Annotated in this window: 18 protein-coding genes; 12 read left to right on the top strand and 6 right to left on the bottom strand. The window is 77.1% G+C overall.

Going from position 1 to position 23,672, the window contains the following annotated elements:
* Positions 1-397: 397 nt before the first annotated feature.
* Together lanL and IF01_RS43470 are read left to right on the top strand one after the other, a co-directional pair.
* Positions 398-3,703 carry a class IV lanthionine synthetase LanL gene (gene lanL, locus IF01_RS41220; protein WP_157855141.1) on the top strand — a complete coding sequence of 1,102 codons (3,306 nt, stop codon included), beginning with the start codon at positions 398-400 and terminating at the stop codon, positions 3,701-3,703.
* On the top strand, positions 3,694-5,700 hold the full coding sequence (locus tag IF01_RS43470) for a S9 family peptidase (RefSeq protein WP_051754838.1): 2,007 nt from the start codon (positions 3,694-3,696) through the stop codon (positions 5,698-5,700). The genes lanL and IF01_RS43470 overlap by 10 nt, the downstream gene beginning before the upstream one ends.
* 267 nt (positions 5,701-5,967) lie before the next feature.
* On the opposite strand, the gene IF01_RS0102825 is transcribed toward IF01_RS43470, so the two are convergent.
* The 3 genes from IF01_RS0102825 to IF01_RS0102835 form a co-directional block, all read right to left on the bottom strand.
* The gene (locus IF01_RS0102825; RefSeq protein WP_030391609.1) at positions 5,968-7,059 is read right to left on the bottom strand and encodes an alcohol dehydrogenase catalytic domain-containing protein; all 1,092 of its coding nucleotides are present in this window, start codon (positions 7,057-7,059) and stop codon (positions 5,968-5,970) included.
* A 191-nt stretch (positions 7,060-7,250) separates the two neighbouring features.
* Positions 7,251-7,589 (bottom strand): transcriptional regulator, encoded by a 339-nt coding sequence (locus IF01_RS0102830; protein WP_030391610.1) that lies wholly within the window; start codon positions 7,587-7,589, stop codon positions 7,251-7,253.
* Entirely contained in the window at positions 7,586-8,344 is a 759-nt protein-coding gene (locus IF01_RS0102835) for a hypothetical protein (protein ID WP_157855142.1), read from the bottom strand. The genes IF01_RS0102830 and IF01_RS0102835 overlap by 4 nt, the downstream gene beginning before the upstream one ends.
* 213 nt (positions 8,345-8,557) lie before the next feature.
* Between IF01_RS0102835 and IF01_RS0102840 the strand changes: the two genes are divergently transcribed.
* The 4 genes from IF01_RS0102840 (at position 8,558) to IF01_RS0102855 (ending at position 13,100) form a co-directional block, all read left to right on the top strand.
* Positions 8,558-9,214: a class I SAM-dependent methyltransferase gene (locus IF01_RS0102840; RefSeq protein WP_030391612.1), complete on the top strand. Its 657-nt coding sequence runs from the start codon at positions 8,558-8,560 to the stop codon at positions 9,212-9,214.
* A gap of 270 nt (positions 9,215-9,484) precedes the next feature.
* A complete protein-coding gene (locus IF01_RS0102845; RefSeq protein ID WP_030391613.1) occupies positions 9,485-10,807 on the top strand; it encodes a hypothetical protein in 1,323 nt (440 codons plus the stop codon).
* A 7-nt stretch (positions 10,808-10,814) separates the two neighbouring features.
* Positions 10,815-11,864 (top strand): N-acetylmuramoyl-L-alanine amidase, encoded by a 1,050-nt coding sequence (locus tag IF01_RS0102850; protein WP_244215403.1) that lies wholly within the window; start codon positions 10,815-10,817, stop codon positions 11,862-11,864.
* 291 nt (positions 11,865-12,155) lie between these two features.
* Positions 12,156-13,100 carry a hypothetical protein gene (locus IF01_RS0102855; protein ID WP_030391615.1) on the top strand — a complete coding sequence of 315 codons (945 nt, stop codon included), beginning with the start codon at positions 12,156-12,158 and terminating at the stop codon, positions 13,098-13,100.
* 91 nt (positions 13,101-13,191) lie between these two features.
* On the opposite strand, the gene IF01_RS0102860 is transcribed toward IF01_RS0102855, so the two are convergent.
* From IF01_RS0102860 to IF01_RS0102870, 3 genes are all read right to left on the bottom strand, one after another.
* Entirely contained in the window at positions 13,192-14,274 is a 1,083-nt protein-coding gene (locus IF01_RS0102860; protein ID WP_030391616.1) for a prenyltransferase, read from the bottom strand.
* On the bottom strand, positions 14,271-15,032 hold the full coding sequence (locus IF01_RS0102865; protein ID WP_030391617.1) for a class I SAM-dependent methyltransferase: 762 nt from the start codon (positions 15,030-15,032) through the stop codon (positions 14,271-14,273). The genes IF01_RS0102860 and IF01_RS0102865 overlap by 4 nt, the downstream gene beginning before the upstream one ends.
* Before the next feature lie 153 nt (positions 15,033-15,185).
* Positions 15,186-16,496, bottom strand: coding sequence for a glycosyltransferase family 4 protein (locus IF01_RS0102870; RefSeq protein WP_030391618.1), 1,311 nt, complete (start codon positions 16,494-16,496; stop codon positions 15,186-15,188).
* Between the two features lie 341 nt (positions 16,497-16,837).
* Between IF01_RS0102870 and IF01_RS0102875 the strand changes: the two genes are divergently transcribed.
* The 6 genes from IF01_RS0102875 (at position 16,838) to IF01_RS0102900 (ending at position 23,627) form a co-directional block, all read left to right on the top strand.
* Positions 16,838-17,413, top strand: a complete 576-nt coding sequence (locus tag IF01_RS0102875) for a TetR family transcriptional regulator (protein ID WP_030391619.1) — start codon at positions 16,838-16,840, stop codon at positions 17,411-17,413.
* Positions 17,414-17,730: 317 nt separating this feature from the next.
* Positions 17,731-19,035 carry an SCO2321 family membrane protein gene (locus tag IF01_RS0102880; protein ID WP_030391620.1) on the top strand — a complete coding sequence of 435 codons (1,305 nt, stop codon included), beginning with the start codon at positions 17,731-17,733 and terminating at the stop codon, positions 19,033-19,035.
* A gap of 143 nt (positions 19,036-19,178) precedes the next feature.
* Positions 19,179-19,874 carry an SCO2322 family protein gene (locus tag IF01_RS0102885; protein ID WP_030391621.1) on the top strand — a complete coding sequence of 232 codons (696 nt, stop codon included), beginning with the start codon at positions 19,179-19,181 and terminating at the stop codon, positions 19,872-19,874.
* A gap of 65 nt (positions 19,875-19,939) precedes the next feature.
* On the top strand, positions 19,940-21,157 hold the full coding sequence (locus IF01_RS0102890) for a CbiQ family ECF transporter T component (protein ID WP_244215404.1): 1,218 nt from the start codon (positions 19,940-19,942) through the stop codon (positions 21,155-21,157).
* On the top strand, positions 21,154-22,776 hold the full coding sequence (locus tag IF01_RS0102895; RefSeq protein ID WP_030391623.1) for an ABC transporter ATP-binding protein: 1,623 nt from the start codon (positions 21,154-21,156) through the stop codon (positions 22,774-22,776). Before IF01_RS0102890 ends, IF01_RS0102895 begins: the two co-directional genes overlap by 4 nt.
* Entirely contained in the window at positions 22,773-23,627 is an 855-nt protein-coding gene (locus IF01_RS0102900) for an ECF transporter S component (protein ID WP_030391624.1), read from the top strand. Before IF01_RS0102895 ends, IF01_RS0102900 begins: the two co-directional genes overlap by 4 nt.
* Positions 23,628-23,672 lie beyond the last annotated feature (45 nt).

The raw sequence follows: 23,672 nt of genomic DNA on the forward strand, positions 1-23,672 counted from the left end.
TAACTTCACTTCTGCGAACGGGAGTTGTCCCGGCAGCGGGAGTCGCCCCGACCGGGGCACCGGGAGGGCGACCGGCCGGAGACGCCGGCCCGGGTACACACCGGTGCACGCCGGGTGCACCCGGCGGGCCAGGCGCGCCGAACGGGCCGGATGCGGCCGGGGCGGTGCGGGCCGCCACCGGGCGACGGCCCCCGGGCCTTCCGAGGAACCGATTTCAGGCCGTGGCCGCGCGCCCGGTGCCCGAGCAGTGGGCACCGGGGCGGGCGCGTCGGCACCCGACGAAGGGATGTGGTGGCGGATGCGGGCGGACACATCGCTGCGGACGGCCGGCGGCACGGACCCGACGGGCGACGGCTCGGCGGGCGACGGTCCGGACCGGGACGGCCGGTGGCCCGGGATGACACGTGCCGCCCTCGCCGCCGGGAGCCGACCGGTCGACGGACCGGACGGGCGCACCGACGGGCAGCACGGACGGAGCGGACGGGACGGACGGGACGGACGGGACCGACCGGACCGGCGGGTCCGCTGGCAGGTGGACGTCGAGGGCTTCTGGTGCACGGCCAGACCGACCCCGGGCGAACTCCCCGACGAGGGCTGGAAGCTCCACGTCAGCGCCGCCTCCACGGTCGGCGGCGCGGTGCTCGCGGCCGTCACCGAAGTACTCGCCGAGGACCCGTGCGCGTTCCGGTTCGCGACCGGCCCGGCCCAGCTGCACGAGCTCAACTCACGCCACAGCGAACAGGGTTCGGCCGGCAAGTTCATCACCGTCTACCCGGTCGGCGAACCGCAGTTCCGGCGGCTGGCCGCCGCGCTGCACCGCGCCACCGACGGCCTGCCCGGGCCCGCGGTGCTCTCCGACCGCCCGTACCGGCCCGGCAGCCTCGTCCACTACCGGTACGGCGCCATCGCGGCCCGGGCCGAACTGGGCAACGACGGCGGGTACCGGTCGATGCTGCGCGGGCCGGACGGCGAGCGGGTCGAGGACGTGCGCGGGGCCGCGTACCGGATCCCGCCCTGGGCCCGGGACCCGCTGGCCGCCGACGGACCGCGGACGTTCGACGGACCGCGGGCCTCCCCCGGCCCGGCCCCGCTCGGCCCGACCCCGCCCGGTGCGCCCGGTCCCGCCGCTTCCCCCGGGCCCGGCTACCGGCCGGGCGTCGGCCGGCCCGCGCCCCGGCGGCGCGGCAGCGGCGGGGTCCTGCTCGCCGGGCGCTACGTGGTCACCGGGGCGATCCGGCACGGCGCCAAGGGCGGCGTCTTCCTCGGCCGCGACACCGACGGCGGCGCCGAGGTGGTGGTCAAGCAGGCCCGCGCGCACATCGAGATGGACCCGGCCGGCACCGACGCGCGCGCCGCCCTGCGGCACGAGGCCGCGCTGCTCGCCCGGCTGGAGGGCCTGGGGCTGGCCCCGAGACCGGTCGAACTCGTCGAACAGGACGACTCGCTCTTCCTGGTGCAGGAACGAATCGCCGGACAGCCGCTCGGCAGCTGGGTCGCGGCCAGACTGCGCCGGGACGGCAGCCCCGACGTCGACTGGGCCGAGGCCGGACCGATGGCCCACATCCTGCTCGACCTCGTCGAGCGGGTGCACGAGCAGGGGCTGGTGCTGCGCGACCTCTCCCCCGGCCACGTGCTGGTCCAGCCGGACGGCTCGCTGCGGCTGGTGGACCTGGAGCTGGCCGCCGAGGCCGGCAGCCCCGCCGGCGCGGCCGGCGTGCCCGGCTACCGTGCTCCCGAGCAGGCGCCGGGGCGGCTCGCCCTGGTCACCGGGGCGGCCCCGGCGGCGGCCCGGCGCGGCGGCGGGTTCGCAGGCCTGACGGCGGGGCGCCGCGGCGACGGCACCCGCACCGCCGAGCCGGAGGCGGACCTCTACGCACTGGGCGGGCTGTTCTTCCTGCTCGCCACCGGCCACGACCCGCTGCTGCCCGAGGACCTGCCGCACGCCCGCCCGGTCACCGACCGGCTCGGCCGCTGGCTCGCCCTCGCCGCCCGCTGCGGCACCACCGCGCGCCGGCTGGCCCCGGCCGTCCTCGGCCTGCGCGCCGAGGACCCGCGCCACCGCTGGCACCCGGCCCTGGTCCGGGAGTCCCTCGCGACCGACGGGCGCACCCCCGCCCGGGCCGACCGCCCGTCCGGCCCGGACCGCCCCGCACCGGCGCGGGAGCCCGAGCGCCTCGACGGACCCGGGCCGACCGGAGCCGACGGCGGCACCGACCGCACCGACAGCGACGCGTTCTGGCACACCGAACCCGCGGCGACGCCCGAGCGGCCGGGGCCCGGACCGGCCGCCTCCACCCGCGTCCACGGCCGCACCGCCGGCCCCGACCGCAGCCGCGACCGCGGCGACACCGCGGTCCTCGACCGGGTGCTGCACGACGGACTGCGCCACATCGCCGCCACCGCCACCCCCTCGCGCCGGGACCGGCTGTGGCCCGTGGTGCCGGCCGGCGAACGGGCGGACCCCTGCAACGTCCAGCACGGCGCGGCCGGGGTACTGGCCGTCCTCGCCCGGGCGGCCGTCACCGCCGGGCTGCCGGAGGACGTCCGGACCGGCGCCCGGACCACCGCCCGGACCGCCGCCGACTGGATCGAACGCCGCTGCGCCGCCGAACCGGTGGTGCTGCCCGGGCTGCACTTCGGACGCTCCGGCGCCGCCTGGGCACTGCTGGACGCCGCCCGCGCCCTGGACGACCGGGCCCTGGCCCGGCGGGCGGCCGAGCTGGCCGCGCGGATAGCCGTCGAGTGGCCGAACCCGGACGTCTGCCACGGCGCGGCCGGCGCCGGCTTCCTGCAACTCCGCTGCGCCGCCGAGGAGCTGGCCGGGTCCCCCGCCGACGACGGTGCGGGCGGGGCGGCGGCCGGGTCGGCCGAGTTCCTGGCCCGGGCGTCGCGGTGCGGCCACGGCCTCCTCACCGCCGCCCGGCAGGCGCCCTACGGCGCGGTGTGGCCGGTGCCGCAGGACTTCGACTCCGCGCTCGCCGGGATCACCCACCTCGGGTTCGCGCACGGGGTCGCCGGTGTCGGCGCCTTCCTGCTGGCGGCGGCCGGGGCCACCGGTGACGCCGCGCTGCTCGCCGGCGCCGTCCAGGCCGGCCGCACCCTCGCCGCCACCGCCCGCCTCGACCCCTCGGCCGCCCCGGGCCGGGCCGGCGACGGCGCCGCCCCCGCCGCCCGGTGGCCGCGGAGCGCCGACGACCCCGCGCACGTCCGCCTGACCCACTGGTGCAACGGCTCCTCCGGCGCCGGCACCTTCCTGCTGCGGCTCTGGCGCGCCACCGGCGACGCCGACGCACACCGGCTGGCCCTGGCCGCCGGGCGGGCGGTCACCGCGGGGCGCTGGCACAGCGGTGTCTGCGCCTGCCACGGCCTGGCCGGGGACGGGGAGTTCCTGCTCGACCTCGCCGAGGCCACCGGTGATCCGGGGTTCCGCTCCGCCGCCGTCGAGTCGGGCCTGCTGATCGCCGCCCGCGCGGCCCTGCGCGACGGGCTGCTGGCGCTGCCGGACGAGACCGGTACCGGGTGCGCGCCCGCGTACGGCACCGGGACGGCGGGGGCGCTGGCCTTCCTGCTGCGACTGCGGCACGGCGGCCCGCGGCTCTGGGTGGACCCGGTCCCCTTCGACACACCCTTCGACCCACCCCTCGGTGCGCCGTCCGGGCGGACCGGTCCCGATCCGGCCGGGCGGGTGGATCCGTGGACGTGACCACCCGGGCCGGGACCCAGGCCCTGCGCCGGCTCGGCTTCACCTTCGCCCCCGACGGCAGCCACGCCGCCTGCCTGGCCTCCGCCGCCGACGGCGGCTGGTACGCCGAGAGCTGGCACCTCCCCGCCCGGGGCCCCGCCCGGCCGACCGGGCTCCCGCTGCCCGGCCACCGCTCCGAGGACCTCCGCTCGCAGCTGGTCGCCCTGCCGGACGGCTCGGTGCTGGTCCGCCGGGCCGACGGCGACCGGCACGACCTGGTGACACTCTCCGCCGCCACCGACCAGTACGGCCGGGCCGTCACCGCCGAACGGCCGCTGACCACCCTGCGGATGCCCGGGCTCCGGCTCCTGCCGCTCCCGGCGGGCGCGCCGTCCGGCCCCCGCGCCCCGGTCGCCCTCGCCGTGGGCAGCGACACCCGACCGGGCACCACGGTCTGGGTGGTCCGGGCCGACGGCTCGCCACCGCACCAGATCGCCGAGATCCCGGGCCTGCACGGCGGTGGCATCTGGCTGGACCACGCCGGCGCACTGCTGGCCCTCGACCGGGTGGGCGACGGGCTGGTCCGCACCGTGGTGCTCGATCTGCGCACCGGCACCGTCACCCCGCTGCTGGAGATCGGCGAGCGCAGCAACGACCGGCTGCTGCTGTTCGACCCGGACAGCCGGTTCGCCATGGTGCGCAGCGACGCGCCCGGCACCGACCGGATCGGCTGGGGCGTGCCGGGCGGCGGGGAGCCGCTGCGGTTCCCCGAAGTCCTGCACGTCGCGGGCATGTTGCTGCGGCCGGTCGCCCTGCGTCCGGCCGCCGACGGACCCCGGGTCGCGGTGCAGATCGACCACGGCGCGGGCTGCTCGCTCGCCCTGTGGCGGCCCGCCCTGGGCCGGCTGGACCCGCTGCCGGTCCCGCCCGGACGCCTGGGCGCGGTCGGCCACTGGTCGGCGGACGGGCTGCGGCTGCCGTACTCGGCGCCGGACCACCCGGCCGCGCTCGCCACCCTGGACGTGGACGCGCTGCTGACCCAGGGCCCGGTCGCCAGCACCTCGGGGCCGGTGCCGCTGCCGCTCCAACTGGCGCCGCTGGGCTCGGGGTTGCCGGGGCCGTGGCGGGACACCGTGCTGCCCTGGCAGCACGGCACCACCAGGAGCCGCCCCGGCACGACGCCGCGCGGCTGGCGGCTGGACGGCTCCGCCGAGCCGGGCGACGGCGGCCGCTGGCACCCCGCGCAGAGCCTCGAACTCTCCGGCCCGACAGGCCCGTTGGAGGCCGTGGTGTACGGCGGGGACGCCTGGCTGAGCAGCCCCCAGCTGGTACTCGCCCTGCACGGCGGCCCGGCGGACGCCTGGCGACTGGAGTTCGACCCGGCGCTGCAGCGGATGGCCGGCGAGGGCCTGGCCGTGCTCGCCCCGAACCAGCGCGGCTCGACGGGCTACGGGGTGGCGCACGCGCTGGCGATCCGGGGTGCCTGGGGCGGGCCCGACCTCGACGACGTCCTGCACCTGCTGGAGGGCATCGCCGGCCAGCGGGCCGCGCTCGGACTGGAACCGCCGGCCCTGTTCGGGGTCAGCTACGGCGCCTTCCTCGCGCTGCTGGCGGCGGCCCACGCCCCAGCCGAGCAGGTGGCGCGCTGCGCGGTGGTCGCGCCGTTCCTGTCCGGCGCCCGGCTGCTCGCCGAAGCCGCCGACCCGGTCCGGGCGTTGACCACCCGACTGGGCGGCGGGGAGCCGATCGCGGACGCCCGCGGACCGCGCGACGTGCTCCAGCTGGTGCACCGGATCGGCGCGCCGCTGCTGGTCGTGCACGGTGACCGGGACGAGGTGGTACCGGTGAGCCAGTCCCGTTCGCTGCGGCACGAGTTGCTGCGGATCGGGCGCACCGAGGGCGCCGACTTCCGCTACGTCGAGGCGGCGGGGGCCGGGCACGAGGTGCTGGCCGAGGAGGGCGGCGCGGTGCTGCACGAACTGCTGGCGGGCTTCCTGCGCACCGGCCGCCCGGGTTAGGGCGTTTCCCGGGGGCCGCCGGGGCGGTGGTGCTGCTCGACCATCGTCCGGACCGGCGGTGGCCGAGGACACCGCGGCGGCCGGTCGCCACCGCGGCCGCTCCGCCGCCGACGACACCCCCGAGGCGGACCCGCACGGCCGCCATCGCGCGGCCTCGGCCGACCTGGCCTGAGCCGGTCGCGGTGGGTCCGGCCCGGCGAGGTGCCGCGGCCGGACCCACCGCCCGGCGCCCGAGCCCGCAGTCCGTCAGTCCGCAGCCCTCAGCCCTCAGCCCGGCAGCACGACCGTCCGCAGCGCCTCGCCGCCCCGCATCTGCGCCAGCGCCTCGTTGACCTCCGCCAGCGCGACCCGGTGCGTGACCATCCCCGCCAGGTCGATCCGCCCGGCCCGCCACAGCTCCACCACCAGCGCCACGGTGTCCGACAGCGGGGCCCCGCCGTACAGCGAGGGCAGCAGCCGCTTCTCGTTGAAGAACAGCTCCCCCATGGTGAACCGCACCGGATCGTCCTGCGCCCCGGCGCCGATCACCACGACGGCGCCGCCGCGCCGGGCCGCGTCGTACGCCGCCCGGACGGTGGCCGAGCGGCCGACCGCCTCGAAGACGTAGTCGAAGCCGCCGCCCGGCAGGCCCTTCGCCGCCGCCCTGAGCTCCTCGGGGGCGAGTGCCTCGGTCGCGCCGAAGGCGAGCGCCCGTTCCCGGCGGGACACCACCGGGTCGACCACCGCGATCCGGGCCGCGCCGCAGACCCGGGCGCCCTGGACGGCGGCGACGCCCACCCCGCCGGCGCCGATCACCGCGACCGACGCGCCGGGCTCGACCCGGGCGGTGCGGACGGCCGCGCCGATGCCGGTGGTCACGCCGCAGCCGATCAGCGCGGCCAGTTCGTACGGGAGGTCGGCGGGCACCGGGACCACCGCGTCGCGGTCCACCACCACCTCCTCGGCGAAGGTGCCGGTGCCGTAGAAGCCGGACGCCTCCCCCGCCCCGTCCCCGTCCCCGCCGAAGCGGAAGCCCGGGGCGCCGAGCCGCCGCAGACCGGCCACGCAGAGGTGGGAGCGCCCGCGCCCGCAGTGCGCGCAGCGGCCGCACGGCGCGATCCAGCTGAGCACCACCCGGTCGCCGACGGCGACCCCCGTCACTCCCTCGCCGACCTCGACCACGTCGCCGGCCCCCTCGTGGCCGGGGACGAACGGCGCGGGCTGGGGCAGGACGCCGCTCATCGCCGACAGGTCGGAGTGGCAGAGGCTGGCGGCCCGCAGCCGGATCCTCACCTTGCCCGGTCCGAAGCCGACCGCCTCGACGTCGTCGCGGACGTCGAGCGTGTCCTGACCGGTCCTGTGCAGGATGGCGGCGCGCATGGGCTGCTCCCGGGTCCTTCGCGGATTCGCGGATCGTCGGTCGGGCCGATTCTGGCACGCCGCGCCCGGACCGAGTAGAACGTGTTCCACCCGGCCCGGGTCGTCCGCACGGACGGCGGCCCGCACCCCCGTGGCGGGCCGTCGCCCGTTGCGCACGGCCCGGGGGGACGGCGGGGGCTCTGGGGCGAGCCCTATCCCTCCGGGGCCGCACCACCCTGTTCGATCAGGTGGATGAGCCGCTTGAGCTGGGTGACCTCGTCCCGGAGGGCGCGGTCACCGGCGGGAGTGAGGGAGAGCCAGGTACGGGCCCGTCTGCCCTCGTAGCCCTTCTCGACGGCGACCAGTCCGGCCTTCTCCAGGACGGCCAGGTGCTGGCTGAGATTTCCGGCGGTGAGGCCGAGTGCCGTGCGGAGGAAGCCGAACTCGACGCGGCGCGCCTCGTGGGCCACGGTGAGGATCCCGAGGCGGACGCGCTGGTGGACCACGTCGTCGAGTCCGTTGACGGGGTGCTGATCGTGCTCTTCGGTCATGAGGCGTCGCGCCGCCGGGGCAGCTGGACCAGGGCGAAGCCGAGGGCGCCGAGCAGCAGGAACACCCCGGGGACGATCAGACGGGGCAGGCCCGACCAGGGCGAGGCGGCGCCGATCCCCGCCCAGCCGGTGGAGATGGGCACCAGTTCGAGGAGCAGGTAGGCCAGCGCGAAGAGCAGCAGCGCGCGGCTGCGCTCGACCCAGGACAGCACCAGCAGCGGCAGCCCGACGGCCGCGGCCTCCCCGGTGAGCCGTTCGAGGAACTGCGTCGTCCCGGCCCCGGGGTCGAGCTGCAGGCCCCAGAAGTCGAGCGGCTCACCGGGCTGCGGGATCCCGTTCCGGCCGACCCAGAACATGGTCGCCGCCACCACCACGACGAGGGCGACGCCGGTGAGGACGTAGGGCCGGATCGGGCTCCCGACGCCGCGCGCACGGGCGCGGCGGACGTAGAAGACCGCGGTCGCGGCGTAGACGAGGGCGATCCCGGCCGTCCAGTAGAGCGGCGACCCCTGCTTGGCGGCGGTGCAGACCGTGAGGACCACATCGGCCCGCGAGGGGCCGGGCGGGCAGGGGGTGACCTCCTCGACCCTGAACGTGAGGCGGTCGACCAGGATCCCGCCGAGGGTGAGCACGCCGAACAGGAGGAGGGGGAACCAGGTGGCGCGCTGGGCGGCGCGGACCCTGCGGGTCAGATCACCGAGACTGGCGAGCACTTCTTGGGGGGCGCCCGACGACGGCACCGATGCGTCTGTCATGCCGTCAGCTTTGCATCACAAACCAGTTATGGCAAGAAACCTGCTTGGACTGCAGAGCACGTGCGGCGGACCGGCCGGTCGGCGCCTCCGACGCGTGCGGCGGGAGAGTGCCGCCGCGGGCTCGGGGTCGGGCCGTACCGTCCAGTAGGGTCCGACGGCGGGCCGGAAACCGGACCGCGCCGCCACCCACCACCCCCGCCGAGGAGCAGCACCATGTCCGACCTCCTGCAGACCGCGCACCCCCGGCCCGAGGTGCTGGCCGCGTTCGAGGGCGCGACCGGGTTCATGCCCGTCGACGAGGGCCTCGCGCTCTACGCCGCCGCCGTGGCCGCCGCCCGCCGCACCGGCCGCCCCCTGCTGGAGATCGGCACCTACTGCGGCCGCTCGGCGATCCTGCTGGCCGAGGCCGCCCGGGAGACCGGCACCGTGGCGCTGACCGTCGACCACCACCGCGGCTCCGAGGAGCAGCAGCCCGGCTGGGAGTACCACGACCCGACCCTGGTCGACCCCGAGGTCGGCCGGATGGACACCCTCCCCCGGTTCCGCCGCACCCTGCACGCGGCCGGCCTGGAGGAGCACGTGATCGCCCTGGTCGGCCGCTCGCCCCGGATCGCGGCGCTGTGGGGCGGCGAGCTGGCCCTGGTCTTCATCGACGGCGGCCACACCGACGAGCACGCCACCGCCGACTACGAGGGCTGGGTGCCGCACCTGGCGCCCGAGGGCCTGCTGGTCGTCCACGACGTCTTCCCCGACCCGGCCGACGGCGGCCAGGCGCCCTACCGGGTGTACCTGCGGGCGCTGGCGGAGGGCTTCGAGGAGGTCTCGGTGACCGGTTCGCTGCGCGTCCTGCGCCGCGCCACCGCCGGCTGACCCGCAGGTCGGGGCCACTGTCCGGCCCCGCCGCACCCGGCACCCCGCGGACACCGCCGTCCGGCCGCCGCGCGGGGTGTCCGGAATCGGCCGAGCCGCCCCACGGGCGATCACGGATGCTCTAACGTCGTGCCGGGGCTGCCGGGCGGGGGGCGGGAAAGGTACGGTGTCCGCGCGGTCGCGGGCGCCCGCGACCGCGGCGCGGCCGCACGACACCAGCAGAGCACCCGGGCGGAGCAGGCCCGGGCAGACCGTGGGGGCCAGGGACAGATGACGGACCAGCACAACACCGCTCCGGCGGTCTGGGACCCGACCGCCCGCGGCGGCGCGGGCGGCTGGGTGCGCGGTCCCCAGCAGCCCGCCACCCCGGGCGCGCCGCCGACCTCCCCGCCGCCCGCCGCCGGACCGCCCCCGGGCTCCCCCGCCGGACCGCCGCCGGGCTCCCCCGCCGGACCGCCGCCGGGCTCCCCCGCCGGACCGCCGCCGGCCGGACCGTACGGCGAGGACGCCCCGACCGCCCTCATCCCGCAGCCGGTGCCGCCGCGCCCCGACGCGCCCGGCGCCTTCCCGCCCCGGAACGCGCCCCAGCAGCAGGCGCCCTACAGCCCGCCCCGGCCCGCCCAGCAGCCGCCGTACCCGCCGCAGGCCCAGCCGCAGCCCGGGTACGGCCAGGCGGCCCAGGCGGCCCCGTACGGCCAGGCCCCGTACGGGGCGCCCGGCCGGCCGCCGCACGACCCCGCCCAGCAGGGTTACGCCCAACCCGGCTACGCCCAACCCGAGTACCCCGGGAACGAGTACCCGCAGCACGAGTACGCCGGGCACGACTACCCGACCGGCTACGAGGACGCCGACGACGACGAGCGCCCCGGCAGCAGGCGCGCGCCGCTGCTGATCGCCTTCGCCCTGCTCTTCGTCATGGCCCTCGGCGGCGGCATCCTCTGGGCGGTCAAGGACAAGGGCTCCGGCACCGACCGGGCCGGCTCCGCGACGCCCTCCGCCGCCGCCACCGGCGGCACCTCCGGGTCCGGGAACCCCCAGCCCGCCCCGGCCCCCACCGGCGCCGCGCCGGCCCCGACCACCCCCGACCCCGCGGCGAGCACCGGCCCGTCCCCCTCCTCGACCGCCGCCGGTGCCAACGCGCCGGCCCAGGCCAAGGCCCTGGACGAGCTGCTCACCCAGGGCGAGAGCGCCAAGGCCCCGATCGGCAACGCGGTCGCCAAGGTGAACAGCTGCCCGACCAAGCCCGACATCGAGTCCGCCGCCCAGGTGTTCGACAGCGGCGCCAAGCAGCGCGACCAGCTGCTGGCCAAGCTCGCCCAGCTGAGCGTCACCGACCTGCCCGGCGGCGCGGACGCGGTGCAGTCGCTGAAGTCCGCCTGGCAGCTGTCCGCCGACATCGACCGGGCGTACGCGAGCTGGGCCCGCACGGTCGCCGGCCAGGGCTGCTCGGGCAGCGCCCCGAACACCGCCGACAAGAAGCGCGCCGACGAGCTCAACCCGCAGGCCACCCAGGCGAAGAAGGACTTCGTCACGAAGTGGAAGGCGATCGCCGACCAGTTCGGACTCACCCCCCGCACCCAGGACCGGATCTGAACCACCCGTGACTCGCACCACCCGCCGGCCGGCCGGCCCCATCGACCCCGACCGCACCGACCCCGACGGCGCCGCCCCCGGCCGCACCCGCGGCCCGGGCCGGGAGCACCGCCCGCGCCGCTCGAAGCTGCTGCGCTCGGTGACCGTGCTCGCCGTGCTGGCGCCGCTCGGCCTGGCCGGCTGGCTGGGCTGGCGGACCGTCGGCAGCCCCGACCGGAGCGTCCCCGCCGCCTCGGCCGCCGGCCCCGGCACCCCCGCCGCGGCGCCGCCCGGCGGGGCGAGCCCCACCGCCGACCCCACCGCCGCCACCGGTACCCCGGCGCCCGGCACCACTCCCGGCGGCACCGCCGACCCCGCGTTCCCGCTCGCGGTCCCCACCTCCACCGCCCTGGCCGGCCGCACCGTCCTCCTCGACCCGGGCCACAACACCGGGAACTCCGCCCACACCGCGGAGATCAACCGCAAGGTCGACATCGGCAACGCCCGCAAGGAGTGCGACACCACGGGCACCAGCACCAACAGCGGCTACAGCGAGGCCGAGTACTCCCTCGACGTGGTCCACCGCGCCCGCGCGATCCTCGCCGCCCGCGGCGCCACCGTGGTGCTGGTCCACGACGGCGACCGCCCGTGGGGGCCGTGCATCGACGAGCGCGCCCGGATCGGCAACACCGCCCACGCCGACGCCGCGGTCTCGGTGCACGGCGACGGCGGACCGGCGAACGGCAGCGGATTCCATGTGATCATGCCCGCCAAGGTGGTCGCCGGGAAGGCCGACACCGCGGCGATCGTCGACCCCTCGCACCGGCTGGGCCTGCTGCTGCGCGACAGCTTCCACGCGGCGACCGGCGAGCCGTACGCCGACTACGTCGCGAGCAAGGGCCTGGACACCCGTTCGGACCTCGGCGGGCTGAACCTCTCGACCGTCCCCAAGGTGTTCATCGAGTGCGGTAACATGCGCAACCCGGCTGACGCCCGCCGGATGACGGACCCTCAGTGGCGCCAGCAGGCCGCCCAGGGGATCGCCGACGCACTGACCTCGTTCCTGACCACCCGGTAGGAGCCCGTCCGGCGGCCCCGGCACCCGCCACCGGCCCGGTTGACGGGGCGACGGACCGGGCACTGGAACGATGGACGGGCCGGTGGACGGGCCGGGGCCGGAAGCGCGCGATTTGCAACGACTTCGCCCCATTCCCGAGCCCGCTGTGCACCCGCGAGGCCGTTGGCCCTAGGCTTCTGGTCCGTTCGGGGTTTTCCCGCCGGTCAGCCGACCGGACGGGCGCCGGAACCACATCGGCCGAGCGCCGAACCGAAAACCGCCGACCACGACACACCAACGAGGGGAACGTTAGTGAATCTGCGCGCTCTCACCAAGGGAGACGCCGCCGTCGCAGGTGCGGCCGTCCTGCTCTTCATCGCCTCCTTCCTGCCGTACTGGACCGTCGAGTGCAAGGGCAAGTACTGCGGCGACACCTCGACGAACGCCTGGGACAGTGTCCTGTTCCCCGTGCTGCCCTCGGTCTTCCTGCTCGGCATCCTCGCCGCCGCCCTGATCCTGGTGCAGCGCTTCCAGGGCCAGGCGGCCGCGAACCGTCAGATCCTCGGCCTGCGCCTGGACCAGTGGGGCATCGCCTTCTCGGTGGCCGCGCTCTGGACCGCGGTGTGGGCGCTCGGCGGCGGCCTCGAGGGCATCGGCCACGGCATCGGCGCCTGGCTGGCCGTCATCGCGCTGATCGTGCTGGCGGGCGCCTCCGCCGGCGGCCAGCTGATCCCGGTGCTCAAGACCCCGCTGGTCACCGACCGGCCGGCCGCCCCGGCCGCCTTCCCGGCCGGCGGCTACCCCGCCCCGGGCCAGCCCGGTCAGCCCGGCCAGTACGGCTACCCGGGCCCGGGCGTCGACCCGAGCCAGGCGCAGTCCCCGGCCTTCGGCGGCCAGCCCGGCGGCTACGGCTACCCGTCCCCGCAGGCCGGCCAGCCGGTCGCGGGCCAGCCGCACGACCTCGCCGCCCAGCAGGCCGCGCACGCCGCCGAGGCCGAGGCCGCCCGTCAGGCCTCCGTCCAGCAGGCCGCCCAGCCGCAGCCCGCCCCGGCGGCGGACTTCGCGCCGTTCTGGTTCGCCGTCCCGGCGCCGCGTCAGCTGGCCCCGAAGGACAACCCGGCCGGCGGCCCGGTCGGCGAACTGGTCCCCGGCACCTGGTACCTGGCGGTCGAGCAGCGCGGCGCCGCGCTGGTCGCCCAGCTCCAGGACGGCACCCAGGGCGTGCTGGCCGACACCTCGGGCATCCAGCGCGGCTGACCCCGCCCGAGACCCCGTACGGCGAAGGGGCGGGACCGGAGAGATCCGGTCCCGCCCCTTCGCCGTACGGGGTCTCGTGGGCACCGCCCGCTCAGCAGCAGTCCTGGACCACCAGACCGGTCGGCAGCTCCTCGCCGCCGAACACCGCCACCGTCGCCGGGTCGCCGCCGAGCGCCGCGACCGCCAGCAGCAGCGCGCCCGCCGTCCAGGTGGTGCGCTCCTCCGGCCAGATCGCGTCGTCCTCGAACACGTACCCGGTCCAGTACGAGCCGTCGGGGTGCCGCAGGTGCTTCTGGATCCAGCGCAGGATGTCCACCGCGCGGTCGGACTCGCCGATCGCCCACAGCGCCATCGCCAGCTCGGCGCTCTCGCCGCCGGTGACCCAGGGGCGGTCGCTGACGCAGCGCACACCCAGGCCCGGGACGACGAACCGGTCCCAGTCCCGGGCGATCCGCGCCTGCGCCGCCGGGCCGCGCAGCGCGGTGCCGAGCACCGGGTAGTACCAGTCCATCGAGTAGCGGTCCTTGTCGAGGAACCGCTCGGGGTGGTGGGTGACGGCGTGCCGCAGCCGGCCGGCCGCGAGCTCCCAGTCGGGCTGCGGCTCCTCCAGGTAGTCCGCGACGGCCAGCCCGCAGCGCAGCGCGTGCAGGATGCTGGAGGAGCCGGTGAGCAGCGCCTCGTCGGTGGCCCGGCCGTCCTCGTCGACCCGCCAGGCGATCGGGCCGCCGGGCAGCCGCTGGGCGACGATGAAGTCCAGCGCGCGCCGGACGGTCGGCCAGATCCACTCCAGGAAGGTGTCGTCACCGGTGGAGAGGTGGTGGTGCCAGACGCCGACCGCCAGGTAGGCGCAGAAGTTGGTCTCCTTGGCCGCGTTGCAGACCTCGCCGTCGGCGTGCCCCGGCTTCCCGTAGGCGTAGCCCGCGTACCAGGAGCCGTCCGGGTTCTGCCGGTCCGCCAGCCAGCGGTAGGCGGCCTCGGCGGCGGCGTGCTCGCCGGCCGTGTCCAGCGCCATCGCCGCCTCGGTGTGGTCCCACGGGTCGAGGTGGTGGCCGCGGTACCACGGTATGGCCCCGTCGGGCTGCTGCTCGGCGAGGATGCTGCGGACGGTGCCGGCGGCCTGCTCGGCGTCGAGCACCCCGTCCAGCAGCAGGACCTCGGGGACGGCGGCGGTCACTCCGACCCGCCCGCGCCCTCGGCGCCGCGACCGGCCCGGTGGGGCTTGGTGGCGTAGGCGACGAAGCTCTTGCCGATGACCGGGTTGAGCGCCCGCTCGGCGGCCTTGGTGAGGGTGCTGATCACCGGGGTGCCGACGATGTCCCAGACCAGCAGCTGGTGGTAGGCCTTCACCGGCAGCGACTTGTCGTTGTCGACGCCGACGGCGCACTTGATCCACCAGTACGGGGAGTGCAGCGCGTGGGCGTGGTGGGTGCCGTAGGGCTCCAGGCCGGCGTCCTTGAGCTTGTCGAGCAGTTCGTCGCCCCGGTAGATCCGGATGTGGCCGCCCTCGACCTCGTGGTACTCGTCGGAGAGCGCCCAGCAGATCTTCTCCGGCAGCCAGCGCGGCACGGTGACGGCGAGCAGGCCGCCTGGCTTGAGGACCCGGAACATCTCGTTGAGCACGCCCTTGTCGTCCGGGATGTGCTCCATCACCTCGGAGATGATGATCCGGTCGAAGTGCTCGTCCTCGAACGGCAGCGCGAGCGCGTTGCCCTCCATGGCGACCGCGGACGCGCCCTCCGGCGCCTCGCCGGCCTGCTCCATGGCGGCGAACCACTTCCTGACCTCGGCGATCTCCTCGGCGTTCTGGTCGAGGGCGACCACGTCGGCCCCGCGCCGGTAGCACTCGAACGCGTGCCGTCCCCCGCCGCAGCCCAGGTCGAGCACCCGGTCGCCGGGGGCGAGCGGGAAGCGCGAGAAATCAACGGTCAGCACTGCGGACTCCCATTCCTTCGGTACCAAAGGGTTCCTGACGCCGAGTCAGAGAAATCGCGGGGGCGGACGGTCGGACGGGGGCACCGGCCGGCGCGGCCGCGGGTGCGGGCGCCGGCCACCCGCCGCGCCCGCCCGGCCGTTCGGCGGACGCCGTCAGGCCACGTAGCGCCAGCCCGGGCCGGAGCGGGCCCGGCGGCCGGTGCCGGTGGCGATCGCGGCCCGGTAGCCCTCGACGGTCAGCTCGGCGGCGCGCTCCCAGGTGAACCGGGCGAGCACCCGCTCCCGGCCCGCCGCGCCGAGCGCGGCGCGCAGCTCCGGGTCGTCCAGCAGCCGGCCGAGCGCCGTCGCGAGCGCGTCCGCGTCGCCCGGGGGCACCGCCAGGCAGCTCTCGCCGTCCGGGCCGGCCACCTCGGGGATCGCGCCGCCGGTGGTGGCCACGAGCGGGGTCGCGGTGGCCATCGCCTCGGCGGCCGGCAGCGAGAAGCCCTCGTACAGCGACGGCACGCAGGCCACCTCGGCCGAGCGGTAGAGGTCGACCAGCTCCCGGTCGGTCAGACCGTGCCGGAACTCGATGTGCGACTCCAGCCCGAGGGCGCGCACGGCGCGGGCGATCGGGCCGTCCTCCTTCTGCGGCTTGCCGACCACGACCAGGTGCGCGTCCCGTTCGGTGCGGACCTTCGCCAGCGCCTCGACCAGGTGCACCAGGCCCTTGAGCGGGACGTCGGCGCTGGAGGTGGTGACGATCCGTCCGGGCACCCGGGCGACCTCGTCCGACGGGGACCACAGCCGGGTGTCGGCGCCGATCGGCACCACCGAGACGGCGCCCGGGGCGGCGCCCAGGTGCTCGGCGATCTCGCGCTTGGAGCTGCCGGAGACGGTGATGATGTGTTCGAGGCGGGCGGCGACCCGGCGCTGCATCCGGGTGAAGGCGTACCAGCGGCGCAGCGACAGCCGCTTCAGCCGGCCGGGGGCCGCGTCCAGCTCCACCTGCCGGTCCACGGTGATCGGGTGGTGGATCGTGGTGACCAGCGGGAAGCCGTGCCGGGCCAGGCCGAGCAGGCCGTAGCCGAGCGTCTGGTTGTCGTGCACCACGTCGTAGCGGCCGCGGTGCCGGGCCAGGTACTGGCGGGCGCGCAGCGAGAAGGTCAGCGGCTCGGGGAAGCCGCCGGTGCGCATGGTGGCGTACTCCAGGACGTCCACCGCCCCCCGGTACTCCTCGCGCGCCGGGGTGCGGAAGGGGTCGTCGGCGCGGTAGAGGTCCAGACTGGGCAGCTCGACCAGCCGGACCGAACCCGGCCCCTCGACCTCGTCCAGGACGGGGTACGGCTGGGCGCCGATCACGTCCACGTGGTGGCCGAGCCGGGCCAGCTCACGGGAGAGGTGCCGTACGTAGACGCCCTGACCGCCGCAGAACGGGTCGCCGCGGTACGAGAGCAGGGCAATCCGCAGCGGCTGCGCGGTCATCGTCGGCCCTCATCTCTGCTGCTGTCAGTGCTGCCGGTCGGTAAAGTAGATCAGGTTTCAGTGTGGTGTGGAGTTCACCGGTGACCCTGTGAACAATGAGAGACCTCGAAGATACCGGCCCGTAGCTTCCGCTCAGGATCCAGGGCTGGTGATTCGCGCCACGCCCGGGCGCCACGCCCGGCCGACCGTGCCCGTCCGGAGCAGCCCCACCACTCTCGCGCCCGGGAGCGTCCTTGCCGTCACCGTCCTCACCCCCGCCCGCACCGCCCGCGCCGCCGGCGTCCACCCCCTCCGCCGCCCCCTCGTCCGGCGCCGCCCCGGCGCCCCTCCCGGCCGCCCCGATGGCGCCGCCGCTGACCGCCCGGCAGGCCGAACGGCGGCGGCGGATCCTGCGGACCGCGACCGCGCTGGCTGCCCGCGGCGGCTACGACGCGGTCCAGATGCGCGAGGTGGCGGAGGGCGCCCAGGTGGCCCTGGGCACGCTCTACCGGTACTTCCCGTCGAAGGTCCACCTGCTGGTCGCGGTCATGCTGGAGCAGTTGCGCGGCCTCCAGGAGCAGGTCCGCCGGCACCCGCCGACCGAGCGCGAACCGGCGCCGCGGGTCGCCGAGACGCTGACCCGGGCGTTCCACGCGCTGCAGCGCGAACCGCTGCTGGCCGAGGCGATGGTCCGCGCGCTCTCCTTCGCCGACCGCTCGGTGGGCGCCGAGGTGGACCAGGTCTCCGCCGCCACCGGGCAGCTCATCCTGGACGCCATCGGGCAGTCCGGGCCGCCGACCGGGAGCCAGCGTGCCGCCGTCCGGGTGATCGAGCACACCTGGCACGCTGCGCTGGTCGCCTGGCTCTCCGGCCGCGCCTCGATCGCCGAGGTCAGGGCCGACCTGCACACCGCCGCCCGGCTGCTGGAACTGCCCTGAGGCCGCACCGGCCCCGGGCCGCGGAGGAACCGCCGAACTGGAACCTGTTCTCACCCCGGCCGCGTCCGGGCGCCCGGGGCGGCGGATAGAGTCGACGGGCAGGACAACTCCATCCCGCTTCTCCTATTCCGGGGAAAGCCGGTGCGAATCCGGCGCTGACCCCGCAACCGTGAGCCCGGCGCCCGTCCGCCGGCGAGCCGGAGCACCCGGGGAGAGGCGAGCGGCCCCATGCCGGGCGGACCACCCCCGGCACCGTCGAGGTCTACGGAACGGCCGGCCCCGGCCGGCACCGCTCATCGAAAGGCACAACTCCGATCATGCTGACCGCCGCCCGCGCGGGCGCCGCCGCCCTGGCCGCCGCGCTGCTCGCCGGAACCGCCGCCGCCACCCCGGCGTTCGCCGACATCCCGAGCCCCACCGCGAGCCTCGGCACCGCCCCGCTCCCCGACGGCCTGTACGGCAAGGGCGACCCCACCTACGACGCGGTGTGGCGGCAGTCCCTCGCTCTGACCGCGCTGACCACCGCCAAGGTGACCCCGGCCGACTCGGCCGTGTCCTGGCTGACCGGCCAGCAGTGCGCGGACGGCGGCTGGCCCTCGTACCGCGCCGACACCGCGACCGCCTGCGACCCGGTGTTCGAGGACAGCAACGCGACCGCGCTCGCGATCCAGGCGCTGACCACCCTCGGCGGGCACCAGGACGCCGTGGACAAGGGCGTCCAGTGGCTCAAGGCCAACCAGAACGCGGACGGCAGCTGGGCCTACAACCCCGGCAACCCGGGCGACGCCAACTCCACCGGCCTCGCCGTCAACGCCCTGCTCGCCGCCAAGGCCGACCCGGCGGCCGTCGCCAAGGCCGGCCGCAACGCCTTCGACGGGCTCGCCGTCTTCCAGCTGGGCTGCGCCGCCCCCGCCGACCAGCGCGGTGCCTTCGTCTACCAGACCGCCCCGGCCGGCGCCCCCGCCGCCGAGCCCAACGCCCTCGCCAGCGGCCAGGCCTCGCTCGCCGCGGCCGGCGGGAAGCTGCCGGTCGCCAACGGCAACCGGACCGACGCCGCCCCCAAGGCCCTGGCCTGCACCGACGGCGGCGCCACCGCCACCGCCGTCCCCCGGGCCGACTCCGGCGAGGCGGCGGGCGCCTACCTCACCGCGCAGCTCGCCTCGGGCGGCCAGCACCTGACCCTGAACCTGCCCGGCGCCGCGCCCACCCCCGACTACACCGCCACCGCCTGGGCGGCGCTCGGCCTGGTCCAGGGCGGGCACCCGCAGCAGGCCGCGGGCGCCGTCGACTGGCTGGCCAAGGAGGGCGGCACCTGGACCAAGGGCGGCACCGACGCCGCCGCCACCGCCACCCTGGTGCTGGTGGCGCAGGCCGCGCAGCGCGACCCGGCCGCCTTCGGCGGGACCGACCTGGTCAAGCAGCTGACCGCGCTCGGCCCGGCGCCCAAGGCCGTCGGCGCGGCGTCCGCCGGTGCCTCCACCTCGGCCTCGGCCTCGGCCTCGTCCGAGAAGGACAAGGACAGCGGCATCGGCAAGTTCTGGCTGCTCGGCGTCGGCCTGCTGATCGGCATCGGCGGCGGGCTGGTGCTCAGCCTGCAGCGCAAGCGCGGCGCGAAGCTGTGACCCCTCCCGGCCGGGACCGGGAACCGCGTCCGACCTCGGCCCCGGTCCCGGCCGCTGCCACCCCTGTCACCACCGTCGCCACCGCCGCCACCGCGCCCACCAGCACCGCCGCCGAGGACAGGGCGGCGGCCCGGCGGCGGGTGGTGCGGGCGGCCCTGCGCTTCCTGGCCGGGGCGGTCGCCGGCCTGCTGATCGTGCTCCTGCTCGGCGCCGCGCCGGCGCAGGCCGCCGGCTACCGGTACTGGTCGTTCTGGCGCTGGTCCGACGGCGGCTGGGTGTACCAGCAGCAGGGCCCCGCCGTGCACGTCCCGGCGGACGGCGAGGTCGAGGGCTGGCGGTTCGCCGTCAGCCCCGACGGCGGTCAGCAGGCCGCCCGGCCCGGTCCGGCCGGGGACTTCGCCGCCCTCTGCGCCGGCACGCCGGCCGAGGCCGGGCGCAAGCGGGTCGCCGTGGTGCTGGACTTCGGCGGCCCCGCCGACGCGCCCGCCCACGAGACCCCGCCGGAGCCCCGGACCGCGTGCGCGGTCGTGCCGACCCGGGCCAGCTCGGCGGAGGTCCTGGCCACCGTCGCCCCGCCGCTGCGGTACGACGGCAACGGGCTGCTCTGCGCCATCGCGGGCTATCCGCGCACGGGCTGCGGCGAGCAGTTGGGCGGCGCCGCCCGGCCGACCGGCACCGCCGCGCCCTCGACCGGTGCCGGTCCCGCCGACGCCACCGGGGAGTCGGCGGCCGGGGCCTCCCCCGGCGGCGCCGGGCCCGTCCTCGGGGTCGGCGCCGGCCTGGCCCTCGTCCTCGCCGTGGCCGCCGGAGCCCGTTGGCAGTCGCGCCGCCGCCGATGAGGCCGGCCAGCACCCGGCCCCGCCCGCCCGCCGCCCCACTCCGGACCGACCCCCTGGACCCCACCGTGCCCACACCCCGCGCCGCCCGCCGCCGACCGGCCGCCGGACCTCGCCAACTGCACCCCGGAGCCTGGTGGTTGTGGGCACTCGGCCTGGGCGCGGCCGCCACCCGCACCACCAATCCGCTGGTCCTGCTGCTGCTGGCCGCCGTCGCCGGCTACGTCGTCGCAGCCCGGCGCGGTGACGCGCCCTGGTCGCGCTCCTACGGCGCGTTCCTGCGGCTCGGCCTCCTGGTGCTCGGCATCCGGCTGCTGTTCGCCGTCGTCCTCGGCTCACCGGTCCCCGGCACCCACGTCCTCCTCACCCTCCCCGAAGTCCCGCTGCCCGCCTGGGCGCAGGGCGTCCGGATCGGCGGCCGGGTGACCGCCGAGGGACTGCTCGCCGCGCTGTACGACGGGCTGCGGCTGGCCACCCTGCTGGTGTGCGTGGGCGCCGCGAACGCCCTCGCCAGCCCGGCCCGGCTGCTGCGCACGCTGCCCGGCGCGCTCTACGAGGCGGGCGTGGCCGTGGTGGTCGCGATGACCTTCGCGCCCAACCTGGTGGCCGACGTGCAGCGGCTGCGCGCCGCCCGCCGCCTGCGCGGCCGCAGCGACCGGGGCGTGGCCGCCGTGCTCAGCGTCGGACTGCCCGTCCTGGAGGGCGCGTTGGAGCGCTCGGTGGCGCTGGCGGCGGCGATGGACACCCGCGGCTTCGGGCGCACCGCCGCCGTGCCGCGCCGGATCGCCGTGCTCACCGCCGGGCTGACCCTGGCCGGGCTGCTCGGCATCTGCCTGGCCGCGTACGGGCTGCTGACGGCGGGCGGCGCCGGCTGGGCGGTTCCGGTGCTCGTGATCGGCCTGGCCGCCGCCTTCGCCGGACTGCTGCTGGGCGGACGGCGTTCGGTCCGGACCCGCCACCGGCCCGACCCCTGGGCACTGCCGGAGTGGCTCACCGCCGGGTCCGGGGTCGCGGTGGCGGCGGCGACGGCCTGGCTGGCCGCGCTGGACCCGCTCGCCTTCGCCCCCACCGTGGTGCCGCCGACCGCGCCGGTGCTGCCGGTCGCCGCGGCGGCGGCCGTCCTGTTCGGACTGCTCCCCGCCTTCGTCACCCCGGTGCCGCCGGACACCACCGGCACCACCACCGGCTCCACCGCCGGAAGCACCACCGAAGCCACCGCCACCAAGGCCGCCGGCAAGGCCACCACCACCGCCAGGACCCCGTCCGGGCCCGGGAGGACTCCGTGATCACCTTCGAACAGGTCGGCGTCCAGTACGCCGACGCCGAGGCGCCCACGATCGAGGGCGTCGACCTGACCGTCCCCGAGGGCGAACTCTGCCTGCTCGTCGGCCCGTCGGGCTCCGGCAAGTCGACCCTGCTGGGCACCGTCAGCGGCCTCGTCCCGCACTTCACCGGCGGCGTGCTGCACGGCCGGGTCACCGTCGGCGGGCGCGACACCCGGGAGCACCGGCCGCGCGAACTCGCCGACCTGGTCGGCACGGTGGGCCAGGACCCGAGGGCGCACTTCGTCACCGACACGGTCGAGGACGAACTCGCCTACGGCATGGAGTCCCTGGGCCTGCCGTCGGACGTGATGCGGCGCCGGGTCGAGGAGACCCTCGACCTCCTCGGCCTGGCCGAGCTGCGGCAGCGGGCGCTCGGCTCGCTCTCCGGCGGCCAGCAGCAGCGGGTCGCCATCGGCTCGGTGCTCACCGTCCACCCGAAGGTGCTGGTCCTGGACGAACCGACCTCCGCGCTCGATCCGGGCGCCGCCGAGGAGGTGCTGGCGGTGCTCCAGCGGCTGGTGCACGACCTCGGCACCACCGTGCTGATGGCCGAGCACCGGCTGGAGCGCGTGGTCCAGTACGCCGACCAGGTCCTGCTGCTGACCCCCGGCGCACCGCCGGTCCTGGGCGAGCCCGCCGAGATCATGGCGCACTCACCGGTCCACCCGCCGGTGGTCGGGCTCGGCCGGCTGGCCGGCTGGCACCCGCTGCCGCTCACCGTCCGCGACGCCCGCCGCCGGGCGGCCGGGCTGCGCGCCCGGCTGGACGGCCACCGGCCGCCCGCCGCCCCGGCCGCCTCCGCCACCGGCACACCGCTCGCCACCGCCTCCCGGCTGGTGGTCCGGCGCGGCCCGGTCCCGGCCCTGCGCGGCGTCGACCTCACCCTGCACGCCGGGACGATCACCGCGCTGATGGGCCGCAACGGCGCCGGCAAGTCCACCCTGCTCGGCGCGCTGGTCGGCCTGCACGCGCCGGCCTCCGGCTCGGTCGACATCGGCGGCCGCACCCCGCACCGCACCCGGCCCGCCGAACTCGTCCGCCACGTCGGTCTCGTCCCGCAGGACCCGCGCGACCTGCTGTACGGCGAGAGCGTCACCGCCGAGTGCGCCTCCGCCGACCACGACGCGGGCGCCGAACCCGGCACCTGCCGCGCCCTGGTGGAGCGGCTGCTGCCCGGCCTGCCCGACGCCGTCCACCCGCGCGACCTCTCCGAGGGCCAGCGGCTCACCCTCGCCCTGGCGGTGGTGCTGACCGCCCGCCCGCCGCTGATCCTGCTCGACGAGCCCACCCGCGGCCTCGACTACGCGGCCAAGGCCCGGCTGGTCGAGATCCTGCGCGGCCTCGCCGCCGAGGGCCACGGCGTCCTGCTCGCCACCCACGACGTCGAACTGGCCGCCGAACTCTCCGACCGCACGGCCGTCCTGGCCGACGGCGAGATCGTCGCGGACGGCCCGACCCCCGAGGTGGTGCTCGGCTCGCCGGCCTTCGCCCCGCAGGTCGCCAAGATCCTCGCCCCGGGCCCCTGGCTCACCGTCCGCCAGGTCGCCGGGGCCCTCGACCGGATCGGACCCGACGCATGACCCCGCCGACCCCGCTCGCCCGCCCGGTCCCGCTCGGCCGCCGCTCGGTCCTCGCCCTGGCCCTGACCTCGCTGGTCGGCGTGGCCGGCTTCGGCTGGCCGCTGCTCGCCTCCACCCGCTCCGCCCTGGTCGGCCACTCCGCCGACGCCCCCTGGCTGTTCGCCCTGCTGCTCCCGCTGCTCCTCGCCGTCGTCGTCGCCCAGATCTCCGAGGGCCGGACGGCGGGCGGCGGGGCCCCCGGGCTGGACGCCAAGTCGGTCGCGCTCCTCGGCGTCCTCGCGGCCGCCGGCGCGGCCCTGCGCCCGCTCGGCGCGGGCACGGCCGGGCTGGAGCCGATGTTCTTCCTGATGGTGCTGTCCGGCCGGGTGCTCGGACCGGGCTTCGGCTTCGTCCTCGGCGCGCTGTCGATGTTCGCCTCCGCGCTGCTCACCGGCGGCGTCGGGCCCTGGCTGCCGTTCCAGATGCTCGCCATGGGCTGGGTGTGCCTCGGCGCCGGCCTCCTCCCCGGCCCGGCCCGGCTGCGCGGCCGCCGCGAACTCGCGCTGCTCGCCGCCTACGGAGCCGTCGCCTCGCTGCTCTACGGCGTGGTGATGAACCTCCAGGGCTGGCCCTACATCGCCGGCCTCGCGAGTTCGATCTCCTTCGTCCCCGGCGACCCGGTGTCCGAGAACCTGGTCCGCTTCGCCGTCTACTGCCTCACCACGTCCCTCGGCTGGGACCTCCCCCGCGCCGCCCTGACCGTGGTCCTCTGCCTCACCCTGGGCACCCCGGTCCTGCGCGCCCTGCGCCGCGCCACCCGCCGCGCCGCCTTCGCCGCCCCGGTCGCCTTCCGTCCCCCGCCGGACAGGTGAACCGTGCGGCGCGGACCCGACCCCGCGCCGGAGGGACCACCTTCA

Origin of the sequence: Kitasatospora purpeofusca (assembly GCF_000718025.1) — a bacterium.
In the GTDB taxonomy this organism is placed as follows: Bacteria; Actinomycetota; Actinomycetes; order Streptomycetales; family Streptomycetaceae; genus Kitasatospora; species Kitasatospora purpeofusca.